At 58.4% G+C, this 25,315-nt stretch carries 29 protein-coding genes and 1 tRNA gene; 27 read left to right on the plus strand and 3 right to left on the minus strand.

What is annotated here, in order from left to right:
- The first annotated feature begins 8 nt into the window (after positions 1–8).
- The 17 genes from WC529_03535 to WC529_03615 all read left to right on the plus strand — a co-directional run bounded on the left by WC529_03535 (position 9) and on the right by WC529_03615 (position 13,048).
- On the plus strand, positions 9–746 hold the full coding sequence (locus WC529_03535; GenBank protein ID MFA5113353.1) for a ZIP family metal transporter: 738 nt from the start codon (positions 9–11) through the stop codon (positions 744–746).
- Positions 747–821: 75 nt separating this feature from the next.
- Positions 822–992 carry a hypothetical protein gene (locus tag WC529_03540; protein MFA5113354.1) on the plus strand — a complete coding sequence of 57 codons (171 nt, stop codon included), beginning with the start codon at positions 822–824 and terminating at the stop codon, positions 990–992.
- 17 nt (positions 993–1,009) lie between these two features.
- Positions 1,010–2,221 carry a hypothetical protein gene (locus WC529_03545; GenBank protein MFA5113355.1) on the plus strand — a complete coding sequence of 404 codons (1,212 nt, stop codon included), beginning with the start codon at positions 1,010–1,012 and terminating at the stop codon, positions 2,219–2,221.
- Between the two features lie 16 nt (positions 2,222–2,237).
- On the plus strand, positions 2,238–3,245 hold the full coding sequence (pstS, locus tag WC529_03550; GenBank protein MFA5113356.1) for a phosphate ABC transporter substrate-binding protein PstS: 1,008 nt from the start codon (positions 2,238–2,240) through the stop codon (positions 3,243–3,245).
- Positions 3,246–3,250: 5 nt separating this feature from the next.
- Positions 3,251–4,099 carry a phosphate ABC transporter permease subunit PstC gene (gene pstC / locus WC529_03555; protein ID MFA5113357.1) on the plus strand — a complete coding sequence of 283 codons (849 nt, stop codon included), beginning with the start codon at positions 3,251–3,253 and terminating at the stop codon, positions 4,097–4,099.
- Positions 4,066–4,920 carry a phosphate ABC transporter permease PstA gene (gene pstA / locus WC529_03560; GenBank protein MFA5113358.1) on the plus strand — a complete coding sequence of 285 codons (855 nt, stop codon included), beginning with the start codon at positions 4,066–4,068 and terminating at the stop codon, positions 4,918–4,920. The genes pstC (WC529_03555) and pstA (WC529_03560) overlap by 34 nt, the downstream gene beginning before the upstream one ends.
- Positions 4,913–5,674 (plus strand): phosphate ABC transporter ATP-binding protein PstB, encoded by a 762-nt coding sequence (gene pstB / locus WC529_03565; protein MFA5113359.1) that lies wholly within the window; start codon positions 4,913–4,915, stop codon positions 5,672–5,674. The genes pstA (WC529_03560) and pstB (WC529_03565) overlap by 8 nt, the downstream gene beginning before the upstream one ends.
- Before the next feature lie 14 nt (positions 5,675–5,688).
- A complete protein-coding gene (phoU, locus tag WC529_03570) occupies positions 5,689–6,345 on the plus strand; it encodes a phosphate signaling complex protein PhoU (GenBank protein ID MFA5113360.1) in 657 nt (218 codons plus the stop codon).
- Entirely contained in the window at positions 6,326–6,724 is a 399-nt protein-coding gene (locus WC529_03575) for an arsenate reductase ArsC (protein MFA5113361.1), read from the plus strand. Before phoU (WC529_03570) ends, WC529_03575 begins: the two co-directional genes overlap by 20 nt.
- Positions 6,725–6,826: 102 nt before the next feature.
- The gene (locus WC529_03580) at positions 6,827–7,636 is read left to right on the plus strand and encodes a phosphate ABC transporter substrate-binding protein (protein MFA5113362.1); all 810 of its coding nucleotides are present in this window, start codon (positions 6,827–6,829) and stop codon (positions 7,634–7,636) included.
- On the plus strand, positions 7,633–8,514 hold the full coding sequence (gene pstC / locus WC529_03585; protein MFA5113363.1) for a phosphate ABC transporter permease subunit PstC: 882 nt from the start codon (positions 7,633–7,635) through the stop codon (positions 8,512–8,514). Before WC529_03580 ends, pstC (WC529_03585) begins: the two co-directional genes overlap by 4 nt.
- The gene (gene pstA / locus WC529_03590) at positions 8,511–9,359 is read left to right on the plus strand and encodes a phosphate ABC transporter permease PstA (protein ID MFA5113364.1); all 849 of its coding nucleotides are present in this window, start codon (positions 8,511–8,513) and stop codon (positions 9,357–9,359) included. Before pstC (WC529_03585) ends, pstA (WC529_03590) begins: the two co-directional genes overlap by 4 nt.
- Positions 9,353–10,093: a phosphate ABC transporter ATP-binding protein gene (locus WC529_03595; GenBank protein MFA5113365.1), complete on the plus strand. Its 741-nt coding sequence runs from the start codon at positions 9,353–9,355 to the stop codon at positions 10,091–10,093. Before pstA (WC529_03590) ends, WC529_03595 begins: the two co-directional genes overlap by 7 nt.
- A complete protein-coding gene (gene pstB / locus WC529_03600; protein ID MFA5113366.1) occupies positions 10,090–10,842 on the plus strand; it encodes a phosphate ABC transporter ATP-binding protein PstB in 753 nt (250 codons plus the stop codon). Before WC529_03595 ends, pstB (WC529_03600) begins: the two co-directional genes overlap by 4 nt.
- A 2-nt stretch (positions 10,843–10,844) precedes the next feature.
- Complete coding sequence (phoU, locus tag WC529_03605; protein ID MFA5113367.1) at positions 10,845–11,510, plus strand: phosphate signaling complex protein PhoU; 666 nt, start codon at positions 10,845–10,847, stop codon at positions 11,508–11,510.
- Positions 11,511–11,550: 40 nt separating this feature from the next.
- On the plus strand, positions 11,551–11,724 hold the full coding sequence (locus WC529_03610) for a ferredoxin (GenBank protein ID MFA5113368.1): 174 nt from the start codon (positions 11,551–11,553) through the stop codon (positions 11,722–11,724).
- A 1-nt stretch (position 11,725) separates the two neighbouring features.
- Entirely contained in the window at positions 11,726–13,048 is a 1,323-nt protein-coding gene (locus WC529_03615) for an MFS transporter (GenBank protein ID MFA5113369.1), read from the plus strand.
- Here the strand turns inward: WC529_03615 and WC529_03620 are convergent.
- On the minus strand, positions 13,029–13,967 hold the full coding sequence (locus tag WC529_03620; protein ID MFA5113370.1) for an aspartate carbamoyltransferase catalytic subunit: 939 nt from the start codon (positions 13,965–13,967) through the stop codon (positions 13,029–13,031). The genes WC529_03615 and WC529_03620 overlap by 20 nt on opposite strands.
- A 29-nt stretch (positions 13,968–13,996) precedes the next feature.
- Between WC529_03620 and WC529_03625 the strand changes: the two genes are divergently transcribed.
- From WC529_03625 to WC529_03635, 3 genes are read left to right on the plus strand one after another with little or no spacing between them, the layout of a single operon-like run.
- On the plus strand, positions 13,997–14,803 hold the full coding sequence (locus tag WC529_03625) for an FAD:protein FMN transferase (protein ID MFA5113371.1): 807 nt from the start codon (positions 13,997–13,999) through the stop codon (positions 14,801–14,803).
- Positions 14,775–16,067, plus strand: coding sequence for an acetate kinase (locus WC529_03630; protein MFA5113372.1), 1,293 nt, complete (start codon positions 14,775–14,777; stop codon positions 16,065–16,067). The genes WC529_03625 and WC529_03630 overlap by 29 nt, the downstream gene beginning before the upstream one ends.
- Before the next feature lie 15 nt (positions 16,068–16,082).
- Positions 16,083–16,883, plus strand: a complete 801-nt coding sequence (locus WC529_03635; protein MFA5113373.1) for a hypothetical protein — start codon at positions 16,083–16,085, stop codon at positions 16,881–16,883.
- Here the strand turns inward: WC529_03635 and WC529_03640 are convergent.
- A complete protein-coding gene (locus WC529_03640; protein MFA5113374.1) occupies positions 16,873–19,317 on the minus strand; it encodes a hypothetical protein in 2,445 nt (814 codons plus the stop codon). The genes WC529_03635 and WC529_03640 overlap by 11 nt on opposite strands.
- 101 nt (positions 19,318–19,418) lie before the next feature.
- Here WC529_03640 and WC529_03645 point away from each other — a divergent pair.
- The 3 genes from WC529_03645 to WC529_03655 all read left to right on the plus strand — a co-directional run bounded on the left by WC529_03645 (position 19,419) and on the right by WC529_03655 (position 21,426).
- A tRNA-Gln gene (locus tag WC529_03645) sits at positions 19,419–19,489 on the plus strand.
- Between the two features lie 32 nt (positions 19,490–19,521).
- Positions 19,522–21,132, plus strand: coding sequence for a hypothetical protein (locus WC529_03650; protein ID MFA5113375.1), 1,611 nt, complete (start codon positions 19,522–19,524; stop codon positions 21,130–21,132).
- A gap of 21 nt (positions 21,133–21,153) precedes the next feature.
- A complete protein-coding gene (locus WC529_03655) occupies positions 21,154–21,426 on the plus strand; it encodes a GIY-YIG nuclease family protein (protein MFA5113376.1) in 273 nt (90 codons plus the stop codon).
- Here WC529_03655 and WC529_03660 read toward each other — a convergent pair.
- A complete protein-coding gene (locus tag WC529_03660) occupies positions 21,395–22,432 on the minus strand; it encodes an NAD(P)-dependent oxidoreductase (protein ID MFA5113377.1) in 1,038 nt (345 codons plus the stop codon). The two genes, WC529_03655 and WC529_03660, sit on opposite strands and share 32 nt — an antisense overlap.
- 101 nt (positions 22,433–22,533) lie before the next feature.
- Between WC529_03660 and WC529_03665 the strand changes: the two genes are divergently transcribed.
- The 4 genes from WC529_03665 (at position 22,534) to WC529_03680 (ending at position 25,225) form a co-directional block, all read left to right on the plus strand.
- The gene (locus WC529_03665) at positions 22,534–23,103 is read left to right on the plus strand and encodes an arginine decarboxylase, pyruvoyl-dependent (GenBank protein MFA5113378.1); all 570 of its coding nucleotides are present in this window, start codon (positions 22,534–22,536) and stop codon (positions 23,101–23,103) included.
- Between the two features lie 62 nt (positions 23,104–23,165).
- A complete protein-coding gene (locus WC529_03670) occupies positions 23,166–24,014 on the plus strand; it encodes a hypothetical protein (GenBank protein MFA5113379.1) in 849 nt (282 codons plus the stop codon).
- A gap of 75 nt (positions 24,015–24,089) precedes the next feature.
- Positions 24,090–24,551: a hypothetical protein gene (locus WC529_03675; GenBank protein ID MFA5113380.1), complete on the plus strand. Its 462-nt coding sequence runs from the start codon at positions 24,090–24,092 to the stop codon at positions 24,549–24,551.
- Between the two features lie 98 nt (positions 24,552–24,649).
- The gene (locus WC529_03680; GenBank protein MFA5113381.1) at positions 24,650–25,225 is read left to right on the plus strand and encodes a hypothetical protein; all 576 of its coding nucleotides are present in this window, start codon (positions 24,650–24,652) and stop codon (positions 25,223–25,225) included.
- The last annotated feature ends 90 nt before the right edge of the window (positions 25,226–25,315 follow it).

Raw genomic sequence — 25,315 nt, forward strand, 5'->3', positions numbered from 1 at the left:
ATGACCACATGACGCTCTTGTGGATCATTGGTAGCACTGTATTGATCAGCCTGATCTCGCTGGTCGGGGTGTTCACCCTTTCTTTAAAAGATAAAATTCTTGACGAGATATTGTTGCTGCTGGTCGGCTTTTCCGCCGGCACGCTGGCCGGCGGCGCTTTTCTCCATCTCTTGCCCGAGTCGCTGGAAAAACTGCCGGGGGGAGAGACCTTTGTTTACGCCCTGGTCGGTTTTAGCGTTTTTTTCCTAATGGAGCGGATCTTGTACTGGCGCCACTGCCACGAAGGCCATTGCGATGTCCACGCTTTTTCTTACCTCAACCTGTTCGGTGACGGTATTCATAATTTTATCGATGGGCTGGTCATCGCGGGGAGCTTTCTTGGCGGCGTACCCCTGGGGATAGCCACCACGGTTGCGGTCGTCTCACATGAGATCCCCCAGGAGATCGGCGACTTTGCGGTCTTGATCTACGGCGGTTTTTCCAAGGGCCGGGCATTGGCTTATAACTTGCTGTCGGCCGTAATGGCGGTCGCCGGCGGGGTGGCCGGTTATTTCCTGGCGACCAATATCGCCGGGTTTTCCGCCCCGCTGCTGCCGATCACGGCCGGCGGGTTCATTTATATCGCCGCTTCCGACCTGATCCCCGAACTGCACAAAGAGAAGGACGCCAATAAGTCAAACCTCGCCTTTATCCTCTTTATCCTCGGGCTCCTCTTTATGTGGCTGATGAAGCAGTTGACCCACTGACCGCCCCGAAATTTACCTCTCTGTAACATTATTTTCATCGCTCCTTAACACCCCGAGCCGATAATACTGGCAGAGGTGAATGACATGGTAATGAACATCCTGGTAATAGCAATGATCATCGCGATCGGATTATACGTCGCCAAACAGATGGTGGTCGTTAAGGATGCCGGCTTCATTGCCGGGCTATTAGCTGGATGGCAAGAAGAGGGGGGTGAGAAGGGACGCCACTGGCCGCTGTTCATTTAAATTAAGGAGGAAGTAAAATGCCAAGAAAGTCTATCGCTTTGATATTCATATTATTGTTCCTGTTCACTGCCATGGCTAATGCCGCGCCGAAGAAGACGGCCAAAAGCGCAACGAAAAAGGCCCCCAGTGCAGCCAAAAAGGCGGCTCCGGTGCTGGCGCCGGTCGAAACAGCTAAGGTCGAAGAGGATAAAATCGCCGATCTCAAGGAAGAAACCAACAAGGCGCTGACCAGCCTGAAGAACGACCTGGATAAGGTCAAAGCCGATAACAAGGATGCTAAGGTCGGCGGCGTGATCTTTTTCCGCTGGCAGAAGTATACCCAAAACGCCGGGACCAATGTCAACAATTTCGACGTCGACCGCGCTTACATTGATATCAAGAAGAAGCTTGACTGGGGCGCCGCTTCCCGCGTAACGCTCGACGTCGCCCGGATCACCGGCGCCGCCCGGCAGAACTTGTTCGACTATTTGAAATACGCTTATGTCGAAATGCCGCTCAACGTTTCCGCATTTCAGATTGTTCCCTGGGAAATGACCGCTAAGGTCGGTCTCCAGCACACGGTGTGGATCGACTGGGCAGATAAAGCGCTCAACCTGCGCTACATCGCCAAGAGCCTGGTCGATAACGAAGGGGTGATGAGCTCATCCGACTTCGGTGTCGGCGCGCTCGGCAAAGTGATGATCGCCGGTTTGCCGGAGATCGAGTACCACGGGACGGTCCTGAACGGGACCGGCTATGCCACCAACGAAAGCGACGGTAAAAAGGCGGTGGCCTTGAGGTTAAATACGACCGCTTATGACGCCGGCGATAACGGCAAGGTGCTGCTGGGCGCTTTCGGCAACGTTGAATCGCTGAAGAGCGACTTCTCCTTCAACGGGAGCATGAAACAAGCAGGCCTTGACCTGGTTTACAAGCACGACCTCGGAGCAGCCAACCTGGAATATGTCACTGGGTCGAAGAGCAGCAAGAAGATCAACGGTTACAGCCTTGGCGGAATATTTAACGTCGGCACGGCGCTCGGTTTCCTGCCAGACCTTAGCCTGTTCGCCCGGCTGGACAATTATGACCCGAGCGCGGCCGCCAGTAACGACGAAAAGAAAAAGACGTTCTACGGCGTGACCTATGACTGGGGCAAAGACGTCAAACTGGCGCTGGACATGCAGACCGCCCAGACCGGTTCCGGAACGACGACCAGCATTCTCTACGCGCATTCGTCGATCACATTTTGAACAGGGAGGGAATGAAATGTTAAAAAAGATAACCGCTTTTTGCCTGGGCCTGGTCTTGCTGTCGGGGGCGGCTCTGGCCGTCGGGCTCAACGGCGCCGGCGCCACTTTTCCGTACCCGATCTACTCCAAATGGTTCTCCCAGTATAAGAACGAAAAGGGGACACAGATCAATTACGCCCCGATCGGCTCGGGCGGCGGCATCCGCCAGTTCCTGGCCGGGGTCGTCGATTTCGGCGGGACCGACGCGCCGATGACCGACGCCGAGATCAAGAGCGCCGGCGGCGACGTTCTGCACATCCCGACCGTGATGGGGGCGGTGGCGGTCGTTTATAACGCCGGCTTCGAAGGGTTGAAACTGGACGGCGATACGCTGGCCGCCATTTTCCTCAGCGAGATCAAGAAATGGAATGACCCGGCGATCGTAGAGCTAAATCCCGGGCTTTCTCTGCCGGATAAAAGTATCAAGGTGGTCCACCGCTCCGACAGCAGCGGGACGACCGATATTTTCACCAATTATCTGGCCAAGGTCAGCACCGCTTGGGCGGCCAAGGTCGGCGCCGGCAAATCCGTCTCCTGGCCGGCCGGTGTCGGCGGTAAAGGGAACCCCGGGGTAGCGGGGGCGGTCAAGAATAATGGCGGAGCGATCGGTTACGTCGAGCTGGCTTACGCCGAAACCAATAACCTGGCAGTGGCCGCGATGAAAAACCGGTCGGGCAATTACATTAAGCCGTCGGTGGATGGGACGACGGCAGCCGCGGCCGGCGGGATCGGCAAGATCCCGGCCGATTTCCGCGGCGAGCTCTTGAACCAGAAGGGCGCCAATTCTTACCCGATCTGCGGATTCACCTGGTTGGTCGTTCACCAGCAACAAGGGAACGCAGAGAAGGGCGAAGCGCTCAAATCGTTCCTTCGTTGGGCGATGGCCGACGGTCAACGTTATGCAAAGGAACTCTATTACGCGCCGCTGCCCGACCAATTGATCACAAAAGTGCTGGCAGCGGTCGAGGGGATCTCCACGAAGTGACGGCAGTGAAAAGCAATCGAGGGGATGCGGTTTTCCGGGCGGCGACCCTGGGGTTCGCCGCCAGCATCCCCTTGCTCTTCCTTGGCATTTTCCTGATGCTGATCTGGCAGTCGCAGCTGGCGATCTTCCGGTTCGGCTTCGGCTTCCTGATCAATTCGGTCTGGGACCCGATCCGCGAGCAATACGGCGCCCTCCCGTTCATCTACGGCACACTGGTCTCTTCGCTCCTGGCACTTTTGATCGCCGTGCCGCTTGGGCTCGGTTGCGCTATTTTCCTGGCCGAAGTGTCCGCTTCCAAATACAAGGAGTGGATAGCCACGATGGTCGATATGCTGGCGGCGATTCCATCGGTCGTTTACGGCCTCTGGGGGATATTCGTCCTGGGCCCGATCTTCGGGCTGAGCATGATGAGCGCCGGCGTCCTTTTGGCAATAATGATCTTGCCGACGATCACCGCCGTTTCCCGCGAGGTGCTCCAGGCGGTGCCTAATCCCTTGCGTGAAGCGGCCCGGGCACTAGGCGCTACCCGCTGGGAGACACTGCGGCTGGCAGTCCTGCCGCCGGCCGCGTCGGGGATCATCGGCTCGATCGTTCTCGGCCTCGGCCGGGCGATCGGGGAGACGATGGCGGTCACCATGGTGATCGGCAACCGGCCGGAGGTTAATTTCAATCTCCTTGCTCCGGCGTACTCGTTATCAGCGGTCATTGCCAACGAATTTGCCGAAGCGGTTTCCGATCTGAACTTTTCGGTCATGGTCGAGATCGGCCTGGTCCTGCTCCTGATCACGGTCCTGGTCAACGGTTTAGCGAGGTTGTTAGTATGGAAAATGGTCAGCAACAGTCGTATTCAATAAGGAAGCTCAAAGAACGGTTCTTTTTGACGCTGGTTTACCTGGCGGCGGCGCTGGCCGTGCTCCCGTTATTCTCCCTGCTGGTTTACGTTTGCCTCCGCGGCGCCACGGCGCTTAACCTTGATTTCTTCACTCACCTGCCGGTCCCGGTCGGCGAGCAGGGAGGCGGCATGGCGAACGCGATCGTCGGGACATTTATCATTGTTGGCATCGCCGGCTTGATCAGCCTGCCGGTCGGGATCCTGGGCGGGATCTGGCTGGCGGAGTGGGGGAAAGGGAAGCGAGGTTTCATTGTCCGTTACGCGGTTGATGTCATGTCCGGTTTCCCGACCATCGTTTTCGGCATTTTCGCTTATATGTTGTTCGTTCTAACGATGAAAAGGTTCTCGGCGCTGGCCGGCGGCTTCGCTCTGGCGCTGGTGATGATCCCGTACATAACGAAAACGACCGAGGAGATGATCAGGATGGTGCCGCGCACCCTCAAGGAGTCGGCCCTGGCGCTCGGCGTGCCGGAGTGGAAAGTGATGCTGTTCGTGGTCCTGCGGACCGCCTGGAGCGGGATCTTTACCGGGATCATGCTGGCGGTTGCCCGGGCGGCCGGAGAAACGGCGCCGCTCCTTTTTACCGCGTTCAACAATATGTACTGGAATTTCCAACTCGACCAGCCGATGGCCTCGATGACCGTGCAGATCTACAATTACGCGATCTCGCCGTTCGAGGAGTGGAACCGGATGGCCTGGGCCGGCTCGCTGGCGCTGGTCGGTTTCGTCCTGCTTATTACCGTGATCGTCAGAAGATATTCAAAGAGGGTGGTGTATGGCTGAAAACAAGATAAGCGTCAAAAATCTAAACGCCTGGTTTGGCGCGAAGCAGGCGCTGCAGGACATCAACATTGCGATCCCGGCCAACCAGGTGACGGCGATCATCGGCCCGTCCGGCTGCGGCAAATCGACCTTTGTCCGCTGCCTGAACCGGATGCATGAGACGGTCGCGGGCGCCACTGCCGACGGCGAGATCCGGGTCGACGGGGCGAACATTCTCGATCCAAGCATTGATCCGGTCACGATCCGACGGCAGATCGGGATGGTCTTCCAGAAGCCGACACCGTTCCCGACGATGACCGTTTATGAAAACGTCGCGGCCGGCCTTAAGCTGAACGGAGAGCGGAACAGGCAGGTGCTGGATGAAGCGGTCGAGACCAGCTTGCGCCGGGCGGCGCTCTGGGACGAAATTAAAGATTGTCTGCAACAGCCGGGTGTCTGCCTGTCAGGCGGACAGCAGCAGCGGCTATGCATTGCCCGGACGCTGGCAGTCAAACCGGAGATCATCCTGCTTGACGAACCGTGCTCGGCGCTTGACCCGATCTCGACCGGCAAGATCGAGGAGTTGATCCATGAGTTGAAAAAGGATTACACGATCGTCATCGTTACCCACAACATGCAGCAAGCGGCGCGAGTGGCAGACCGGACCGGTTTCTTCCTGCTCGGCGAATTGATCGAATACGATATCACGACAAAAATATTCACCGCGCCGGCCGACAAACGGACCGAAGATTATGTGACGGGGAGGTTCGGATAATGGACCATAAAATATTGTTCGATCAGGAGATAGAAGAGCTGAAGGGGCGGATCGTGGGGATGGGGGAGCTGGTCGGCCAGCTGATCGGCCGTTCAGTGGCCGCCCTGGCCAACCGCGATAAGGACCTGGCCAAGCAAGTGATCAAGGATGACGTGGAAGTTGACCGGCTGGAGCTTTTGATCGATGACCGCTGCATCAACCTGATCGCCGTCCGCCAGCCGATGGCGATCGACCTGCGCACCATCACGACCGGAATGCGGATCGCGACCGACCTGGAGCGGATCGGCGACCTGGCCGAAGATATCGCCGAACGGGCGATCGAACTGGCGGAACAAGGACTGATCAAGCCGCTGGTCGATGTTCCGGAGATGGCTAAGCTGTCGCAGGACGCGTTAGCCGACGCGCTGAACGCGTTCCGGAGCGGCGATGTGGAGCTTGCTAAGTCGATCTGGGAGAAGGAGAATAGAGTGGATAAACTGCGGGACCATGTCCAGGACGAGCTGATGGCGATCATGGAAAGCGATCCCCGTTCGGTCCGGAAAGCGATCCCGCTCCTTTTGGTCGCCCGGCACCTGGAGCGGATCTCCGATCACGCGACCAATATTGCCGAAGATGTCATCTATATGGTAAAAGCCAAGGTGGTGAAACATAGTGGCGGAGAAAAAAACTAGGATTCTGTTCGTTTGTGTCGAGAATTCGTGCCGCTCGCAAATGGCCGAGGGCTTTGCCCGGGTTTTGGGCGGCGACCGGGTCGCAGCGTACTCGGCGGGGTCAAAACCGTCCGGGGTCGTTAATCCGGAAGCGATAGAGGCGATGAAGGAGGCCGGCGTCGATATTTCGCAGGCAAGGTCAAAAGGCTTTGGCGATCTGCCGGTCCAGGAATACGACTATGTGGTCACCATGGGTTGCCAGGACGTCTGCCCGTTCTTTCCGGCCAAGGAGGAGCTGGCCTGGGATATTCCCGATCCAAAAGGAAAGGGGAGAGAAGAATTCCGGCGGGTGAGGGGCCTGATCAAGGAAAAGGTCGGCGTTTTGTTAACGGCGATTTAACATTCCCGTAACATTCGCTTAACATTCATTATTGATAATAGGTTTGTGAAAGCCCGGCGCCAGATATTAATTGGTTTGGTTGCTATCTTTTGCCTCTTGGCTATGATCGTTACCGGTTGCTCCCGCTCCCAGAAGGCCTTACAGATCAAAGGGTCCGACACGATGGTTAACCTGGCCCAGGCCTGGGCGGAGCAGTACATGAACATCCATCCGGAAACGGCGATCGCCATCACCGGGGGCGGGTCGGGGACCGGGATCGCCGCGATCATCGCCAACGCGACCGACATCGCCCAGTGTTCCCGGAACATCAAGGAGAAGGAGATCAAGCAGGCGGAGCATAATGGCGTTCACCCGGTCGAGTGGCACGTCGCCAACGACGGCGTCGCCATCGCCGTCAACCCGGCCAATCCGGTCAATAAACTGACGATCAAACAACTCTCGGATATCTTTACCGGCCGGATCAAGAACTGGCGCCAGGTTGGCGGGCAGGACAAGCGGATCGTCGCGCTCTCCCGCGAGCGGAACTCCGGGACCCACGTTTTCTTTCTGGAGCACGTCGTTAAACTGGGAGAGAAGAATAACCCGAACGAATTCGACGCGTCGGTCCTGATGATGCCGTCGTCGCAGGCGATCATCGAAGAGATCGCTTCCAGCCCGACGGCGATCGGCTACATCGGCCTCGGCTACATGACTAAAAAAGAGAAGGCGCTGGCGATCGCCAAAGACGGCAGTTCGCCCTACGTGCTCCCGACCGTTAAAAGCGTGATCGAGCGGCGCTACCCGATCTCCCGGTCGCTCCTCTTCTACACCAACGGCGTCCCGTCCGGAGAGGTGAAATCTTTCATTGATTATGTCTTTAGTAAAGCGGGGCAGGAGATAGTCCTAAAAATGGACTTTGTCCCCATTAAATGAGAAGGCCGTTCGACTATATCATTGAAAAGCTGATCTTCCTGTCGGGGGTCGCCTCGATCTTGTTCGTTCTCTTGATCTTTATCTTCCTGCTCAAGGAGGGCCTGTCGCTCTTCGGCCAGGTCAGTATCCAGTCGTTCCTGTTCAACGTCAACTGGTATCCGATTTCCGATCCGCCGCAGTTCGGGATCGCGCCGCTCCTGCTCGGCTCGCTCTTCGTGACGCTGGGGGCGATCGTCATCGCCGTGCCGATGGGGTTGGCGGCCGCGATCTATATTTCGGAGTTCGCTCCCCACTGGTTCGCCAATATCTTGAAGACCGGGATCGAGCTGCTGGCGGCGATCCCGAGCATCGTCCTCGGTTTTATCGGGATCGTGACGCTCGCGCCGTTCTTAAAGACCGTCTTTCGCCTGCCGAGCGGCTTGACCGCGCTGGCCGGGTCGATCATGCTCGCTTTCATGGCGATGCCGACGATCGTCTCGATCATCGAGGACGCGATCGTTTCGATCCCCAAGAGCTATAAAGAGGGGTCGTTGGCCTTGGGCGCCACGCGCTGGCAAACCGTTTACCGGGTAACCATTCCGGCCGCTTCTTCCGGCATCCTGGCGGCGATGATGCTCGGGATCGGCCGGGTGATCGGCGAGACGATGGCGGTCTTGATGATCACCGGCAACGCGGCGGTCATTCCGACCAGCTTTCTCCAGCCGGTCAGGACGCTGACGGCGACGATCGCCGCCGAAATGGGGGAGGCGGTCGCTGGGAGCGGGCATTATTATTCGCTCTTCGCGATCGGCATCATCCTGTTCATCATCAGTTTCATCATTAACCTGCTGGCCGACATATTCCTCCACCGGAGCAACAAAGGGAAAAAGAAAAGATGATCGACGCCAGACAAAAAGAAAAGATCGCCAAGGTGATCCTCCATTTGGTCACCCTCCTGATCGTTTTGCCGGTCGTCCTGATCTTTATCCTGATCCTGGTCAGGGGGCTGCCGGCGCTGACCGCGGAATTCCTGCTCGCCATGCCGCGCGACGGGATGAGGGCCGGCGGGATCTTCCCGGCGATCGTCGGCACGATCTACCTGACGATCGGTACGGCGGTATTTTCGATACCGCTCGGGATCATGGCCGCGATCTATCTGAACGAATACGCCCAGCGGAACTGGTTAACCCGGGTGATCGAACTGGCGATCATCAACCTGGCCGGCGTCCCCTCGATCGTTTACGGCCTGTTCGGCCTCGGCTTGTTCGTGACGTTCCTCCAGTTCGGGGCGTCCATTCTGGCAGGGTCGCTGACCCTGGCGATCATGACGCTGCCGGTCATTATTACGGCGACGCGGGAAGCGCTGGGGGCGGTGCCGCGCTCTTTCCGCGAAGTCAGCTTCTCGCTCGGCGCCACCCGCTGGCAAACTGTCCGCCATGTCGTCCTGCCCAACGCGATCCCGGGGATCATTACCGGCGCGATCCTGGGATTATCGCGGGCGGCGGGGGAAACCGCGCCGATCCTGTTCACGGTCGCCGCGTTCTACCTGCCGCGGCTGCCGCGCTCGGTCTACGACCAGGCGATGGTCCTGCCTTACCATATATATGTCCTTTCCACCCAGGTGCCGAACGTCAGCGTTAAGATCCAGTATGGAACGGTACTGGTCCTGGTCGGCATGGTTTTCATCATGAACATTCTGGCGTCCTGGCTGAGAGCAAGGTTGAGGAAACGGAAAACATGGTAAAGCTCGAAGTTAAAAACCTCAATGTCTGGTACGACAAGCACCAAGCTGTAAAAGACTTAAACTTGGCAGTCCAAACCAATGAGATTTTGGGGATCATTGGGCCGTCAAACAGCGGCAAGACCTCGTTCCTCCGGACGCTGAACCGCTTGAACGAGCTTTATCCGAATTCTAAAACAACCGGCGAGGTTTTGCTGGATGGCATGGACATATTTTGCAGGATCGATAAACATCTTTTGCGTAAAAGAGTCGGGATCGTTTTCGCCCTGCCGCTCCCTCTCCCTTTGTCGATCTTTGACAACGTTGCCTACGGCCCGCGTTTGCACGGGAGCAAAAAGGTCGACGAGATCGTCGAGAAAGCGTTAAAAGCGGCGGCGATCTGGGACGAGGTCAAAGACCGCCTGCAGACCAACGCCTTTAAGCTTTCCGGCGGACAGCAGCAGCGGCTGTGTATCGCCCGGACGCTGGCGGTCGAACCGGAAGTTATCCTGTACGACGAGCCGTGCTCAGGGCTTGATCCGATCTCGACCTTAAAGATCGAAGAGGCGATGCAGGAGCTGAAAAAGAGCTATACCCAGATCCTGGTCACGAACAATGTTAAACAAGCGGCGCGCGCTTCCGACCGGACCGCGTTCTTCCTGATGGGGGAGCTGATCGAGATCGGCCCGACCGGCGAGCTCTTTACCGTGCCGCGCGACAAGCGGACCGAGGATTACATCACCGGGAGATTCGGATGAACATTATCGAAACCAGCAAGTTGGCCTTATGGTACGGGACGTTCCAGGCGCTGAAAGACGTCGACTTGAAAGTGGCCCAGCACCGGATCACCGCGCTGATCGGCCCGTCGGGCTGCGGCAAATCGACCCTGCTCCGCGTTTTTAACCGGATGAACGACCTGATCGAAGGGGTCCGGACGACCGGGAGCGTGAAAGTGGGCGGGGAGGAGATACTGGGCGGTGAAACCGATCTGATCGCCCTGCGGACGAAGGTCGGCATGGTCTTCCAGCGGCCGAACCCGTTCCCGCTCTCCGTTTACGAGAACGTCGTCTACGCCTTGCGGATCCACGGGATCAGGGACCGGCAGAAGCTGGAAGCGGCGGCGGAAAAAGCGCTCTCGTCCGTGCTGCTGTGGGACGAGTTGAAAGACCAGCTGGGGGCCAACGCGTTAACGCTCTCGCTGGAACAGCAGCAGCGGCTTTGCATCGCCCGCCTGCTGGCCGTGACCCCCGAAGTCGTGCTGATGGACGAGCCGTGCTCCACGCTCGACCCGCTGGCAACTATGCGGATCGAAGAGTTGATGATAGAATTGAAAAAGCAGTACACGATCGTCATCGTGACGCACAACATGCAGCAGGCGGCGCGAATTTCCGACGAATGCGGGTACATGCTGCTGGGCGAACTGGTCGAGCTGGGCGCGACGAAGCAGATCTTTACCACGCCGCGCCACAAGCGGACCGAAGACTACATAACCGGGAGGTTTGGATAACCATGATAGACGGCAGAGAGCATTTTCAAAAAGAATTGAACCGCTTGAACGACCTGATCCTGAAGATGGGGGGGCTCGTCGAAAAATCGATCTTTAATTCGGTCGAAGCGCTGAAGAAGAACAACCCGAAGCTGGCGAAAGACGTCATTCTGGCCGACAGCCAGGTCGACAACATCGAGCTGGAGGTCGACGAGCTCTGCCTGGAGCTTTTGGCGACGCAGCAGCCGATGGCCGTCGACCTCCGTTTTATCACGACCGGGATGCGGATCGGCTCCGACCTGGAGCGGATCGGCGACCTGTCGGTCGATATCGCCCAGCGGGCGGTGGAGCTGGCGGAACTGCCGCTGCTCAAACCGCTGGAAGACATCCCGAAAATGGCGGAGCTGGCGGAGGCGATGGTCCACAAGGCGCTCGACGCGTTCGTGAAACGGGACGCGGCGCTGGCCCGCACCCTCTGGCAGGACGAGGACCGGGCGGACGGCTACCGCAATCTGGTGACCGACGAGCTGGTCGACATCATGACCAAGGACGCCGCCACTACCGCGCGGGCCCTGCCGCTGATCCTGATCGCCCGCCACCTGGAGCGGATCGCCGATCACGCCACCAACATTGCCGAGGACGTCGTTTACATGGCCGAAGGCAAGGTCATCAAGCACAGTCCCAAATAATAATATTTGTGTTATAATTTGCCGGTAAGGGGTGATAACGATGGTAAGTGTTGACCAATCTTTATGTATCGGCTGCGGCGTTTGCGTGGACATGTGTCCCGAGGTTTTCGTCATGACCGCCGACGGCAAAGCGCAAACCGTCAAAGCGGAATGCGACCAGCATAACCTGGAAGAGATCGCCGGCGCCTGTCCCACCGAAGCGATCGCCGTATAAATTGTTAAAGAAACTGGCCTATAGCCTCGGCGCGGTCGCCACGGCGATCTCGTACCAGGCTTTTTCCACCTACTTAATATTTTTCTACGTTGACGTACTGAAACTGCCGGTCGCCCTGGCCGGTTCGGCGATCCTGCTCTACGGGCTCTGGAACGCGGTCAACGATCCGCTCTTCGGTTTTCTCTCCGATAATACCCGGACCAGGTGGGGACGCCGGATCCCGTATCTGTTAGCCGGCGCCATCCCTTTCGGCCTCCTCTTTTTCCTGCTCTGGGTCCCGCCGTTCGACGGGATCGACCACGCCCTTGAGCTGTTCCTCTACTTGGCCATACTGATCTGCCTGTTCGACGCCCTGTACACGATCACGGTGCTGAACTGGGCGGCGTTGTTCCCGGAGATGTTCCCGACCGACCAGGAGCGGGCGCAGGTCAACGTTTTCCGCCAGTCACTGGGGATGATCGGCCTGCTGCTGGGCATTGCCCTGCCGCCGCTTTTTTACAGCACCTGGGGTTGGCCGAGCATGGGAGCGCTCTTCGGCTGTTTGATCTCCCTGACGATGCTTATCGCCGTGTGGGGAAGCCGGGAGAACAAGGCCTTCAGCCGGCCTCAGCCGCTGCCGTTCTGGCCGGCCCTGAAGGCGACGCTGCGCAACCGTTCGTTCCTGACGTTCGTCCTGGCCAACTTGTTCGTGCAATACACTTTTACGCTGATCATGGCGACGATCCCGTTCTTCGCTAAATACGTGCTCAACGCCAACCCGCAGCGGGTGACCGTTATCCTGGCGGCGGCTTTCCTGACGGCCATCCCGATGCTGTTCGTCTGGAAGCGGGTGGCGGTCAGGTTCGGGGCCAAACAGGCTTTTCTCGCTTCCCTGCTGCTGCTGGCGTTGTTTCTGACGCCGCTTTTTTACGTCCAGAGTTTCGGCCTGGTCGTTTTGACGGCCGCCCTGATCGGGGCGGCGATGGCCGGCTTTATCCTGGTCGCCGACCTGGTCATTGCCGATATTATTGACGAGGACGAGCTGACGACCGGCCACCGCCGCGAGGGGATGTATTTCGGCCTGAACGCCTTTATCACCCGCTTTGCCATCGGCCTGGAAGCGTTCAGCATGAGCGCCGTCTTTATCATGAGCGGCTACAATCCTTACGTCTTCACGCAGTACGCGGAATTCCGGGCGGGCTTACGGTTCCTGATCGCCGGCCTGCCGATCATCGCTTTGGCGATCGGGTTCAGCATCATGCTGTTCTATCCGCTGGCCGGGCATAAACTGGCCGAACTAAAAACGAGGCTGGCCGAAGCGCACGCTAAGCAGGCTGCGAGCTGAGGAGTAGGAAGAGGATCGCCGTCCGGACCGCCACCCCGTTGGTCACCTGTTCCAGGATGACGTTGAACGGCCCGTCCGCCACTTCGGAGGTTATTTCCACGCCGCGGTTGATCGGCCCCGGGTGCATGACGACGACGTCTTTTTTCGCCTTTTTCATCCGTTCGGCGTTGAGACCGTACAGCTGGGAGTATTCTTCGATCGAAGGGAACAAGCCTTTTTCCATCCGCTCTTTCTGGATCCTGAGCATGTTGATAAAATCGGCGTCCGCGATCTCGTCGTCCAGTTTATAGGAGACCCGGACCCCCATCTGCTCGATCCCGATCGGCATCAGGGTCGGCGGGCCGACGACGACGATCTCGGCGCCCAGCTTCTTGAGCCCCCAGATATTGCTCCGGGCGACGCGGGAATGCAGAATGTCGCCGACGATCACCACCTTTTTCCCTTTGACCGTCTTGCGCTTGTCGATCATCGTGAAAATGTCGAGCAGCCCCTGGGTCGGGTGCTCGTTGAAGCCGTCGCCGGCGTTGATGACGGAGGCGTTGCAGTGCTGGGCGGCCAGCAGCGGGGCGCCCCCCATGCTGTGGCGGATGACGATGCAGTCCAGCCCCATCACTTCCAGGTTCTTGATCGTGTCGATCAGGCTCTCGCCCTTGACCACGCTGGTGGTCGACATCTGGACGTTGGTGATGTTGGCGGAGAGGATCTTGGCGGCGGTATTGAACGAAGTCCGGGTCCGGGTCGACGGCTCGTAGAAGAGAGTGACGATGTGCTTGCCGAGCAGGGTCGGGACCTTGGGGATCGGCCGGAGCATGATCTCTTTCATCGAACGGGCGGTCTCTAAAATAAGCTTGATTTCCTCAACGGTGAGGTCTTTGAGGCCGAGGAGGTCTTTTGATCGGAGCCCTTTGACCTTGTTCATCCTGAGTATCTATTATATCATACTAAGCGATGAAAATACGCCCCGCTTACCTGATCATTCTTTTCCTGCTGCTGGCGATCGCCGGGGAATCATATTACGCCAAGCTGCCGGTCGTGGCCGAGCGGACCGCCCCGGTGATGGGGACGTCGGTTCGCGTCAAAGTGACCGGCCCGGGCGCCCCGCACTGGACGCTGCGGGCGATCTACGAGCTCCGGCGGCTCGACCGCCTGTTCAGCCGGTACGACCGGCGGAGCGAGATCTTCCTGCTCAATAAACTTGCCGGCCGGGCGCCGCTGCAGCTTTCCGCCGACACCGCCGCTGTGCTGAAAATGGCGGAGGATGTTAAGCGGGCCTCGGGCGGAGCATTCGATATCAGATACGCGACCCGTGACATTGACCTGGGCGGCATCGGCAAAGGTTATGCCGTCGAATCCGCCCGGCGGCTCCTGCTGAAGAAAGGGGTCAAAAGTGCTATAATTGACCTGCATTCGTCGATCGCGGTGATCGGTAACGGCTGGCGGATCGGGATCAAAGACCCGAGGGACGGGGAAGTTTTGGGGGTAGTGATCCTGAACAACGGAGACGCCCTCTCGACCTCCGGCCAATACGAACAACCCGGCCATATCGTCGATCCGCGGACCGGAAAAAAAGCCGATCGGTGCCTGAGCGTGACGGTCGTTGCTAAAGACGCGGCCCTGGCTGACGCTTTATCAACCGCTGTCTTCGTGTTAGGCCCCGCTGACGGTTGGCAACTGCTCGAACGGTTCGGAGCCAAAGCGTTCGTGATCGACAGGAACGGAAAAACTTATGATAGTATTGGCGTTAAATTGCGGTAGCTCCTCGGTAAAATATAAGCTCTTCTTCTGGGAGAAGCGGGAGACGATCACCAAAGGGGTCGTGGAACGGATCGGGATCCCCGGATCGTTCATCAGCTTCAGCGTGCCGGGCAAAGGGGAGCAGAAGCTTGATTTTGAATGCCCCGACCACCGGACCGCGCTCCAGCTGATCATCGACACGCTGGTCCACAAGGAGCACGGCGTGCTCCACGACCTGCAGGACATTTGCGCCGTCGGCCACCGGGTCGTCCACGGCGGGGAAAAGTTCAAGAGCTCCGTCCGGATCGACAGCGAGGTGCTGGAAGCGATCAAGAACGTCCAGGACCTGGCGCCGCTCCACAATCCGCCGAACATCGCCGGGATCGAAGCGGCCCAGGAAGTCCTGCCGGATATCCCGCACATCGCCGTGTTCGACACCGCTTTCCACCAGACGATGCCGGAAAGCTCCTTCCTTTACGCCGTCCCTTACGAATGGTACGGGATGTACGGCGTCCGCCGCTACGGTTTTCACGGTACTTCGCACCTGTACGTTTCCCGCCGGGCGTCAGTGCTATTGAACAAGCCGCCGCTGGAAACGAATTTGATCACTATGCATATCGGCAACGGCGTCAGCATTACGGCGATCAAAGGGGGGATCTCGATCGACACCAGCATGGGCTTGACCCCGCTGGAGGGGGCGGTGATGGGGACCCGCTGCGGCGACATCGACCCGGCGATCATCCTCTTCATGATCGAAAAAGAGGGCTTCTACGCCGAAGAGCTCGACACGATCCTGAATAAAAAGAGCGGCCTGCTCGGCTTGACCGGCAAGTACATGGACCGGCGCGACATCGAAAAAGCGGCGGGCGAGGGCGACCGCCGGTCCCAGCTGGCGATGGAGATCGAGGCCTATCGGCTGAAAAAATATATCGGCGCCTACGCGGCCGCGCTCGGCCGGGTGGACGCGGTCGTTTTTACGGCCGGCGCCGGCGAGCTGAACTGGCGGCTGCGGGAGAAGGTCGTCGACGGCCTGGAGAACCTGGGCCTGAAGCTGGACAAGAAAAAGAACGAGCAGACGATCAGCCGGGAACAGGAAACGCCGATCTCCGCCGACGATTCGCCGGTCAAGATCTACGTCATCCCGACCGACGAAGAGATCGTTTTTATCGAGGACGTGGTGGCGATCATGGAAGGCCGCTACGAGACCCACACCCACTTCCATTATTCGTTCGAGAAGCCGAATTACCGGAAGAAGGGGGACTCGGCGCTGGGGACAAGGGACTAGGGGGGCTGAGGGACTATGGGGAAAGAAAATTTTAAACCGCTAACTTACATCAGGGAAATTACCGAATTACGCTGCGGCGCCCGCACTTTGGCTGACCATCCCGGGAAAAAGATCGAATATCTTTGGGACCTGATCGTTGGTTTGAAAGAAGATCTGGAAAAAGATGTCGCGAGTCTCGGGTCGCGGGTCTCGGGTCGGGTCCACCCGTCGGCCGTCCTTTACGCCAAGGAGAACATGCTGATCGAGGAAGGCGCGGAGATCGAGGCTTGCGCCGTGCTCGACGCGCGTTCCGGGCCGATCTACATCGGCAAGAAGACGGTTATCCGTCCGCAAAGCTACCTGCGCGGCCCGCTCTCGATCGGCCCCGAGTGCCGGATCGGGGGAGAAGTGACGCACTCGATCTTCCACGGTTACGCCAATAAAGCGCACTACGGCTTCATCGGCCATGCGTACGTCGGCGAGTGGGTTAACTTAGGGGCGGGGACGACGAACTCGAATTTAAAGAACAATTATGGCCCGGTCAGAGTCGGGGGAGTCGATACTGGTCAGCAATTCCTCGGCTGTTTTGTCGGCGACTTCGCCAAGACCGGGATCGGCACGCTGATCAACACCGGTTCGGTCATCGGCCTCGGCGCGAACGTCCTGGGCGGCAAGGTCACGCCGAAAGTCGTGCCCGATTTCCAGTGGAACGAAGCGGAGCGTTACCGGCTCGACGATTTCCTGAAAGCGGCGGCGGCGATGATGGGGCGGCGCGGCAAAAAACTTGATGACCGGTTGAAAGAGGCGCTGACCAAGGCCTATTCCCTTACGAAGTAACGACTACCCCCCGGATCCCCTCGATCTCGTACAACCGTTCGCTGAGCAGCTTAATGATCTTCGGCCCGCGATTACCGTACGGGAGCTGGATCGAAAGAGTGTAGGTCGATTCTTTGTCCGGCGAGGCCGACGGATACGCGATCTTGCTGACGTTCGCGCCCAGCTCGACGATCTCGCCCAACGCGGTTTTCAGGGTTTCCAGCCTGACGGCTTCCTGTTTGATCCGGAAATCGATATTCACGATCTTGCCGAGCTGGGGGGCCGGCGGCGGCACGTCGCGGTAGAGGTTCTCGAGGTCGGCGATGAACGCCTGATATTTTTCCCGGGCGCCAAAGGCCAGCGCGAACTTCAACTGGCCGAAAACATTGCCGCGCAGCGGCTTTTGCTCCATCGCCAGGACCTTGATACCGTACTTTTCCATGAGCCGGAAAAGCTCGAGCGCGACCCCCGGGATGTTTAATCCCAGCATGGCCAGTTTGGCGGTCCGGCCGGCGGTCTCCGTGGCGGCGATCACGGCGTTTTCCCTGACCTTGGTCTTGAGGGCCGCCGCGAACGCCGCGTCATCATTGTTGAGCAGGCCCATGACCAGGTAAAGCTCGTCGACGGAAGAAAAGCCTTTCCGCCGCGCCAGCCTTTCCAGGGAGAACCGGAGCTGAGGCTCGGCTGCCCGGGAAAACCGGAACGTTTCGGGTTCGGATTCTTTTTCCAGCCCATCGAAATATTTACGGACCTCGGCGATTATCTCTCCGGCGATGCCGCGGCTGAGCTCGGCGAACCGGCTGCCGCCCTTGGTGATCAGCCGCCGTTCGTCCGCCAGCTGGCGCGGGTCGATCCCGCCGCGCGACAGCGCGTGAATGACCGCCCGGCCGAGGAACGTATTGACGTCTTTGTCGCGGCCGGCGGAGAGCAGGTGGGTCCCTTTCAGCAACCGGACCACGTCGCCGGTCGCGACCGGGTCGCGCAAGGCGGCGTGCTGCCCGTTGATCAGGCCGCTTTGGAGCAGCAGCCCTTCGCCAAGCCCCCGGGCGAAGGCGAAATCAAGCAGGGTCGGCGCGGCGTCCGGCGTGACGCTGATCAATTTAAAGAGCCGGTTGTCGACGTCGTAAACATAATAGACGCCGGCCTTCTGCATCGTTTCCCGTTTGGCCGCGAAACGCTGCTCGGCAATATTCGCGCGGTTGTCGATGACGATCTTGGCCAGTTCGTCGCCGGTCTTGTAGGCGGCGTGCGAGGCTTTGCCGAACTCGGCGTTCCAGTCCATCTCCTCGGTGCGGAACTGGGCTTCCAGCGTGTAGCCGTCGGCATGCCGGAACTGGGCGTGCAGCGCCTGGTAACTGGTCGGGCGCGGCTTGGCGATGTAATCGTCATACTTGGCGGGGATCTCTTCCCAGCCGTCCTCGCTCAGCTGTTCCCTGATCCGGAAAAGGGTCAAATAGCAATCGGCCGCGTTATTGGAGGTCAAGATCACCCTGATCCCGTTGGAGTCGGCCGGGATCTCCCCTTTTTCGTTGACCTTGCGGCCGAAGCTCGGTACCCGCTTGACCCGGTAAATGATCCGGTGCGGGATCTCGTGGAGATCGAGCAAGGCGTCCAGGTCCTGGGTGATCCCTTTGAGCCGTTCCAGCGCCTGGGTGCGTCCCATGCCGATCGTTTGGGCCTGCAGCTCTTCCACCTTTTTGTAATAGGCCGGGTCAAGGTGCAGCAGGGCCAGGTCCTCAAGCTCGCCGCATTCCTCGAGATTTAGATATTTCAGGACCCAGGAACTGGTATGGAACGCCCGCTCGATCCGCTCTTTTTTCGGCTGCTTGATCCCGGCGTTGTAGAGCCGCAGGTCGCAGAGGTCCTTGGCGGCCAGGGCGAGCAAGGTTTCGTGACTGTCGGCCAGCTGAAAAAGGAGGTTGCGGAAATGACTGATCTGCTGCTTGTCGCTGCAATTGCAGGCGAGGGCGTTCAACCGGTTGATGTTAGCCAGCGCCTTTTTCGTTTCGGCATCGATCTTACCGGGCAGCTCGGCGCTGTCGAGCAGCAGCGAGGCGGCGACGACGCCGGGCGAGACCTGCCATTCCACGAGCTGGAAGGCGACCCGGAGGTTCCTTTCCCGCTGTGCCGGCGCCAGCCGGGCCAGTGCGGAAAAGGCGGCCTCGACCGAGGCAGTGTCTTTGTGGCCGTTCTTGGCCAGCGAATCGATCAAGGTTTGCCGGGAGACGTCCAGTTCGTCGACCAGCTTGCCGCCCGAGGCCGACATGCCGTCCATGAACATGACGGGAGAAATGTCCCTGGGCCCCAGCGCGGCCGGCTGCCAGCCGAGCAAGGCTTCGGGGTTAGGGAATAGCCATTTGCCGACCCTGTCCGCCAAACGCCGGGTGGTATCGGTCAAGGTCCTAACCGGGCGCGGCCGGATCGCAAATCCTCTGTTTTCCTGCACTTTCACCATATCAGTATAATATCGTCAAAAAATGTGTATGATTTCAAGAATAAATGATATACTTCAATGCGGTTTCGAGTTTCGTTTTTAGTATTTCGAGTTTATTTCAGTGGGGGATCGTCTAATGGTAGGACACCGCCCTTTGGAGGCGAGAATCGGGGTTCAAGTCCCTGTCCCCCAGCTTTCCCGGCTGCGTGGCAAACAAATCGCATTATGACGATAAAACGCAATAGTTGGACCTGGCTGATCTTCTTGCTCGTGCTGCTATGGGCCCTGCCGGCCCAGGCGTATTTTCGGATCCCGGTGACCTACGGCACTCTTTTTGAGCGGGGCCCGGATACTTCACTCCTGGGCCAGAGCGAAAAGGAAGCCCTGCTCAATATCATCAAAATGACCGCTTCCGGAGAAGGGCAGGGCCTCTTGATCGAATCGGTCGGCGCGCTCAACGATTACAATTTTGGCGTTTTGATCAACGACATGATCGGCAGCCTTTATCGCAGCCACGGCTGCCTGCATATGGCCCCGCGCAGCGTTTTTCTTGCCAGCCGGCTGCTGCCGATCGGCACTAAGATAATCGTTAAAGGCGGCAAAGACCTGGCCGATCCGTCATATGAGCAATTACCGACCTTAACCAGCCTGATCGATTTTGCGGCTGACATCAAAGCGCTGGCGCCCCGCTTTGCCAGGCCGGCGGCGGTCACCGTGACGGTCTATCCCGCTTCCTCGCTCTGGGTCATTTTCCTGGACGGCGAACCGTTCGCCAAGATCAAGATCCAGTCGGGGCCGAGCACGGCGGTGAAAGTCGTCCAGAGCCGGGAAGGTCTCGGGCAGCCGACATTTAGCGCCGATATCGCTTATCCGACCTCGGCGGCGACCTTTTACGTTTTTAAAAAGCCGGTCAACTACGTTTCCGGCATTTATCACGACACGACCGTTATCCCGCAGGACGCGCAGCTGAAAAAAACGGGCGGCCAATGGAACTTTCTTAACGAGGGGGGCAACTGGGCTAAGGTGCCGGGGATCGTCGCCGACGATCTTAACGCGCCGGCCGCCAAACAGGTCTACTTGTATTATAACGTCGCGACCGACGAGAGCGGCAACGTGGTCAAGGCCCGCTGGGGGAGCAACGAGTTCGGCAAATACCCGATCCAGCTTTCGCGCGACCGCAAGACCTCCGCGGCGGAGCTGGCGCACACCTCCGGCGACCTGATGATGGAACAGCGCCAAATGGTCCGCGAACTTATCAAGGTCCTGGCGGCGCCCAAGGACACTTTTGAAGATTGCGCCAAGTACAGCAAGAATTTTGAACTATATTTAGCCTGTTACGATTTTATCCGGGACCCGAACACCCCCGACCTGATCGAGCCGGCGGGCAGCGCCAGTTATAAGTTGGCGCTGAACCTGCCGTTGACCAGCGCCGAGGCCGCGGAGGTCCCGCCGGACGTCTTTGTCGCTTATAAGGTGGCCGGCGATATCCCGCTGACCACCGCGGAGTCGGACCTCCTGGTCAGCGAGGGGATCGCTAAACGGGAGGGTGCGGAATTAAAGATCGACCGGCTCAAGACGCAGGGCTTGATCAATGATATCAATGAATATGTCGTTTCGATCAAGAAGAACGCGAACATTTATGCGACGCTTAAGTCGCGCTGGGCGGGACTGGCGCCTTTGCGCCGGGCCTTATTGAACGACCTCACTAAGTTCAAGATCAGCGACCCGGTCGTTTTTCACGCCTATGTCCAGGAGCTGGTACTCCAACGCCTGGCGCTCGCGCGCTTGACCCAGGACGACGCGTACCAGGTGCTTAATTCCCTGCTGGAGGAGTAGCCCCTCGACGAGCCGAGATCTATGCCCTTTTTTGTTTATATTATCGAATGTGCCAACCGAGCGTTTTACACCGGCATTACCACCGATCTTAAGCGCCGCTTTGAACAGCACCGGACCGGCAGGGGGGCTCGTTACACCTCGTATAATCCAGCGGTCAAGATCCGCTATTACAAAAGATACGCGACCAGGTCGGCGGCGGCAAAAAGAGAACACGAGATCAAAAGCTGGCCGAGGAGAAAAAAACTCGCCTTGATCGAACGCTCTAAGAGGGCAAGGCTTCCGGGTGGCGCTTGAAGAATTCCTGATACCAGAGAAAGGTCCTTTGCAGCCCCTCTTGCAGGGCGATCTTCGGCTCCCAACCCAATAAGTTTTTAGCTTTGGACCAGTCCGCAAAGTAGCTGGGCGTTGCGCCTTCGGTTCTCACCGCAGAATAGGAGACCTGACTGTTTTCCATTGTAAGGCCGGCGCCGGCAAAGAGCAATTTAATTAAACCGGTTAGAGTGATCGGTTGGTCGGTCCCAAAATTGAAGGCTTGCCCTGGCAATTCCGGGGTTTTCGCCCCCAGCCGCAGGTATGATCCCACGGCATCGTCAATATAAAGAAAATCACGAACGCCGGCAAGCTGGCCGGCAGATAGCCGGAGTTCCAGGGGGGAATTGCGGATTATCGCCCGGAAAAGCAGCGGGACCGTTCTTTGGGAATTAAAGTCTCCCGGGCCATAAACGTTGGTCAGCCGGCAGACGGAAACCGGCAATCCCGAGTTGCGAGCCGCTTGATCGATGAGCGCGACGGACAGGGCGTAGGGCTGGGAGGCAAAGACGGAAGCCGCGCGGTCATCCTCGCCGGGCGCGGAGAGCATCTCTTCCCGAAAAGGCGGGGTAAGGGTCTGGGGATAGACCAATATGCTGGAAGAGACCACCAAGGCCAGGAGATCGGGGGAATGCCGGAAAGCGGACTCGAGCAAATATTTGGCGGAACGATAGTTGGTCTGAAGGGTCAATTCCCGGTTTTCGGCCGCTCTGCGGACCTGGCTTTCGGCTGCCAGGTGAAAAACGACTTCGGGCTTGACCGCGCCCATGGTCCGGTCCACCAAAGAATGATCGTTGATATCAACCTGTAAAAGAGCGATCCGGGGATCGGGAGGGGAAAAAAGCAAGGAGTGGGGGATGATGGCCGGGCTTCTGCGGTGCAAAGCGGTCACCCGCGCCCCCTTGTCGGCTAAGGCCCGGGCCAGATGCGAGCCGATAAACCCGCTGGCGCCGGAGACCAAGACTCTTTTCCCGCTGTAAAAATTAGGCATTGTTGACTGGTTATCGATGGAGCGATCAATTAATTTCAATTATAAAAAGCAATTTTTTGCTTTTTCCGCAGAGAGTTGTATAATAAATCTTAATGAACGACATGGTCCCGGATAAGATCTTTTTCGTCAAAGGGGTCGGGCGGCACAAAGAAAAGCTGGCCAGCTTTGAGATGGCGCTGCGCGACGCCGGCATCCAGGCGGTCAACTACGTCCAGGTCTCCAGCATCTTCCCGCCCGGTTGTAAGCAGGTCCCCCGCGAGCAAGGGCTGAAAATGATCAAGCCGGGCCAGATCACTTTTATCGTCATGTCGCGCAACGACACCAACGAATCGCACCGCCTCATTTCCGCGTCGATCGGCGTCGCCCTGCCGGCCGACCCGAGCACCTACGGATACCTGAGCGAACACCACGGCCACGGGATGACCGACGAGGAGTGCGGCGAATACGCCGAAGATATCGCGGCGCAGATGCTGGCGACCGTCCTGGACATTCCGTTCGACGAGACTACCAGCTGGGACGAGCGGCAGGAAATGTGGAAGCTCTCCGACAAGATCGTCCGGACCTCGCACGTGACGCAGAGCGCCATCGGCCAGCGCGGCCTCTGGACCACCGTGCTGGCCGCCGCCGTCCTGATCATCGACCCGGCCAGCGCCGCGCCCGAAGGCAAATAGCCCTTTACATCCCTCTTTTAGCGTCATATAATCAGCACAGAACTACCTTTGGAGGTGTCGGAATGTTGAAAAAAATCCTTGGTTCGCTGCTGGTCGTCTTTCTCCTGGTCTCTTTTGCCGCTACCGCGTTCGCCATCGTTAAAGGGCTGGAAAAAGACAAGCAATCGGTCGTCCGCGTCGGCGACAGCGTTACCATCCCCGAAGGGGCGGAGGTCCGTTCGGCCGTCTCGGTCGGCGGCTCGGTCACCGTCTACGGCAAGGTCATCGAGGACGTCGTGTCGATCGGCGGCTCGGTCTTCCTGAAAGACACCGCGGCGGTCGGCGGCGACGTCGTTTCGGTCGGCGGCAAAGTGATGAAGGAGCCGGGGGCGATCAACAAGGGCGATATCGTCGAGGTCGCGATCGGCGGGATCACGCCGGCGGTCTCGTTCTTTACCAAGGGCGGGATGCTCAAAGGCCTGGCCCTGTTCGGCGTCCTCAACTTTATCGGTTTTATTATCCTGGCGGTCATCCTGGTCGCCTTGTTCACCCCGCAGCTGGGGCGGACCTCGGGGAGCATGGAAGGCAACTTACTTCGTGATTTCCTGATCGGCATCCTGATCGCCATTCTTTTTGTCCCGATCGCCATCATCCTGGCTGTTTCCATTATCGGCATTATCCTGATCCCGGTCTGGGCCGTCCTGGTGATCGCCGCCGGATTGTTCGGTTATATCGCGATCGGCCATCTGCTGGGCAAAAAGACGCTGCAGGCCTTCAAGATCTCCGGTAAATCGATGATGGTCGAGACCCTGACCGGCATCGTTATCCTGTCGCTGGTCGGCCTGGTCCCCGTCGGCGGTTTCCTGATCAAGGCGATCGCCTGGCTGTGCGGCCTGGGGGCGGTTTATTCGACCCGTTTCGGCACCCGTTAGTTAACTGTTTTAATAAGTGAATGCCCGGCCTAAAAAGCCGGGCATTTTCTTTGAAATCGCGCGTTTTATCTGGCGATGAACCCTCGGAGACAGCCAATGTTCTTAAGCCGGATAAAAGCGAATATTTATCGCTCGCTCAACCTGGTGCCCGGTACGGTCGCCAGGCCGAATTGCCCGCAAGGCAGGCGGGAATTGTTTTACCGCGACGCGCAAGGCCGCCATCGGCCGCTCCGCGACCACCTCAAAATGAAGCTCGGCTTGCAAGACGATATCCGCGCCCGGATCGGGTTCCTCGGCGGCACGGAATATTTCCGCCGGATGCTGGGGATCGAAGAAAAAACAACTTTTCTTCCCAGGGCGATCCGGAGTTTGGTCTTTGACGAGAATAAAATGGCCGCCTGGAAGCGTTTTGCCGTGAATAAGCATTTTGATTTTACCTGGGATGGGGATGGGGTTAAATCTTTCTATCTGGAGATCGAACCGAAGAGCGGCACGCTGTACATGCAGCCGGGCAACTGGGCCAGGGTGACATCATGACCGCGCAGATACTCAGGCCGCGTCCCGGTGTTTTCACTCAGCGGATCACTAGACATCTCCAGGCGCTTAGCCCCGATTACCGCCGTAATCAACAGCTGGTGAACGTCGGAGTCATCAACGGAATGCGCGGTAAAAGCCGGCTGGAGGGATGCCGCGACCTGGCGGAATTCGCGGCCCGTCTGGCCTGGGTAGTACAGAAGTTCGTCAAGCACAGCAGCCAGTATCCGCCGGAGGGGCTGGACATCAATGTGATGTTGCCGAATCTCGCACAAGAGGCCCCGACGCCGGTGCGTGATTTGGCGATCGCGGCGGCCAAGCAGAAAAGGCTGATCTACATACCTGACCGGGCGAACTTTCGGATCTTCGTGAGCGGCAATCAGCGGGGGAACTCGGACCAGATCTATTCTGCCCGGGGCGAGGAGATGCAACTAATTCCGGAGCTCTGGGGATTCCAGCTGAAGGGGGCGGCGATCGCCATTCCGCTCTTCAACTTTCCGGAGATCAAAGACATTTACACCCTTTATCCCCGGCCGACCGGGGATATACAAGTCGTCGGGATGATCACCGTTACCGGGCCAAAACACTTCCTGGATGAATGGACCCAGTTAGCCCCGCTCCAGCGCCTGGCGACCCATGCCGGGTTGCTTCTTTTCCACCGCCATTTGACCGCTTAAAAGGCCCTTTTTCATACAAGTTTTTACCCTGCAGATACGATAAATATAGTGAAAAGGGTCAACCGCTTGAGGTTGACTTTTTAGTTATAA

This window comes from Candidatus Margulisiibacteriota bacterium (genome assembly GCA_041650855.1).
Classification (GTDB): Bacteria; Margulisbacteria; WOR-1; order O2-12-FULL-45-9; family XYB2-FULL-48-7; genus JALOPZ01.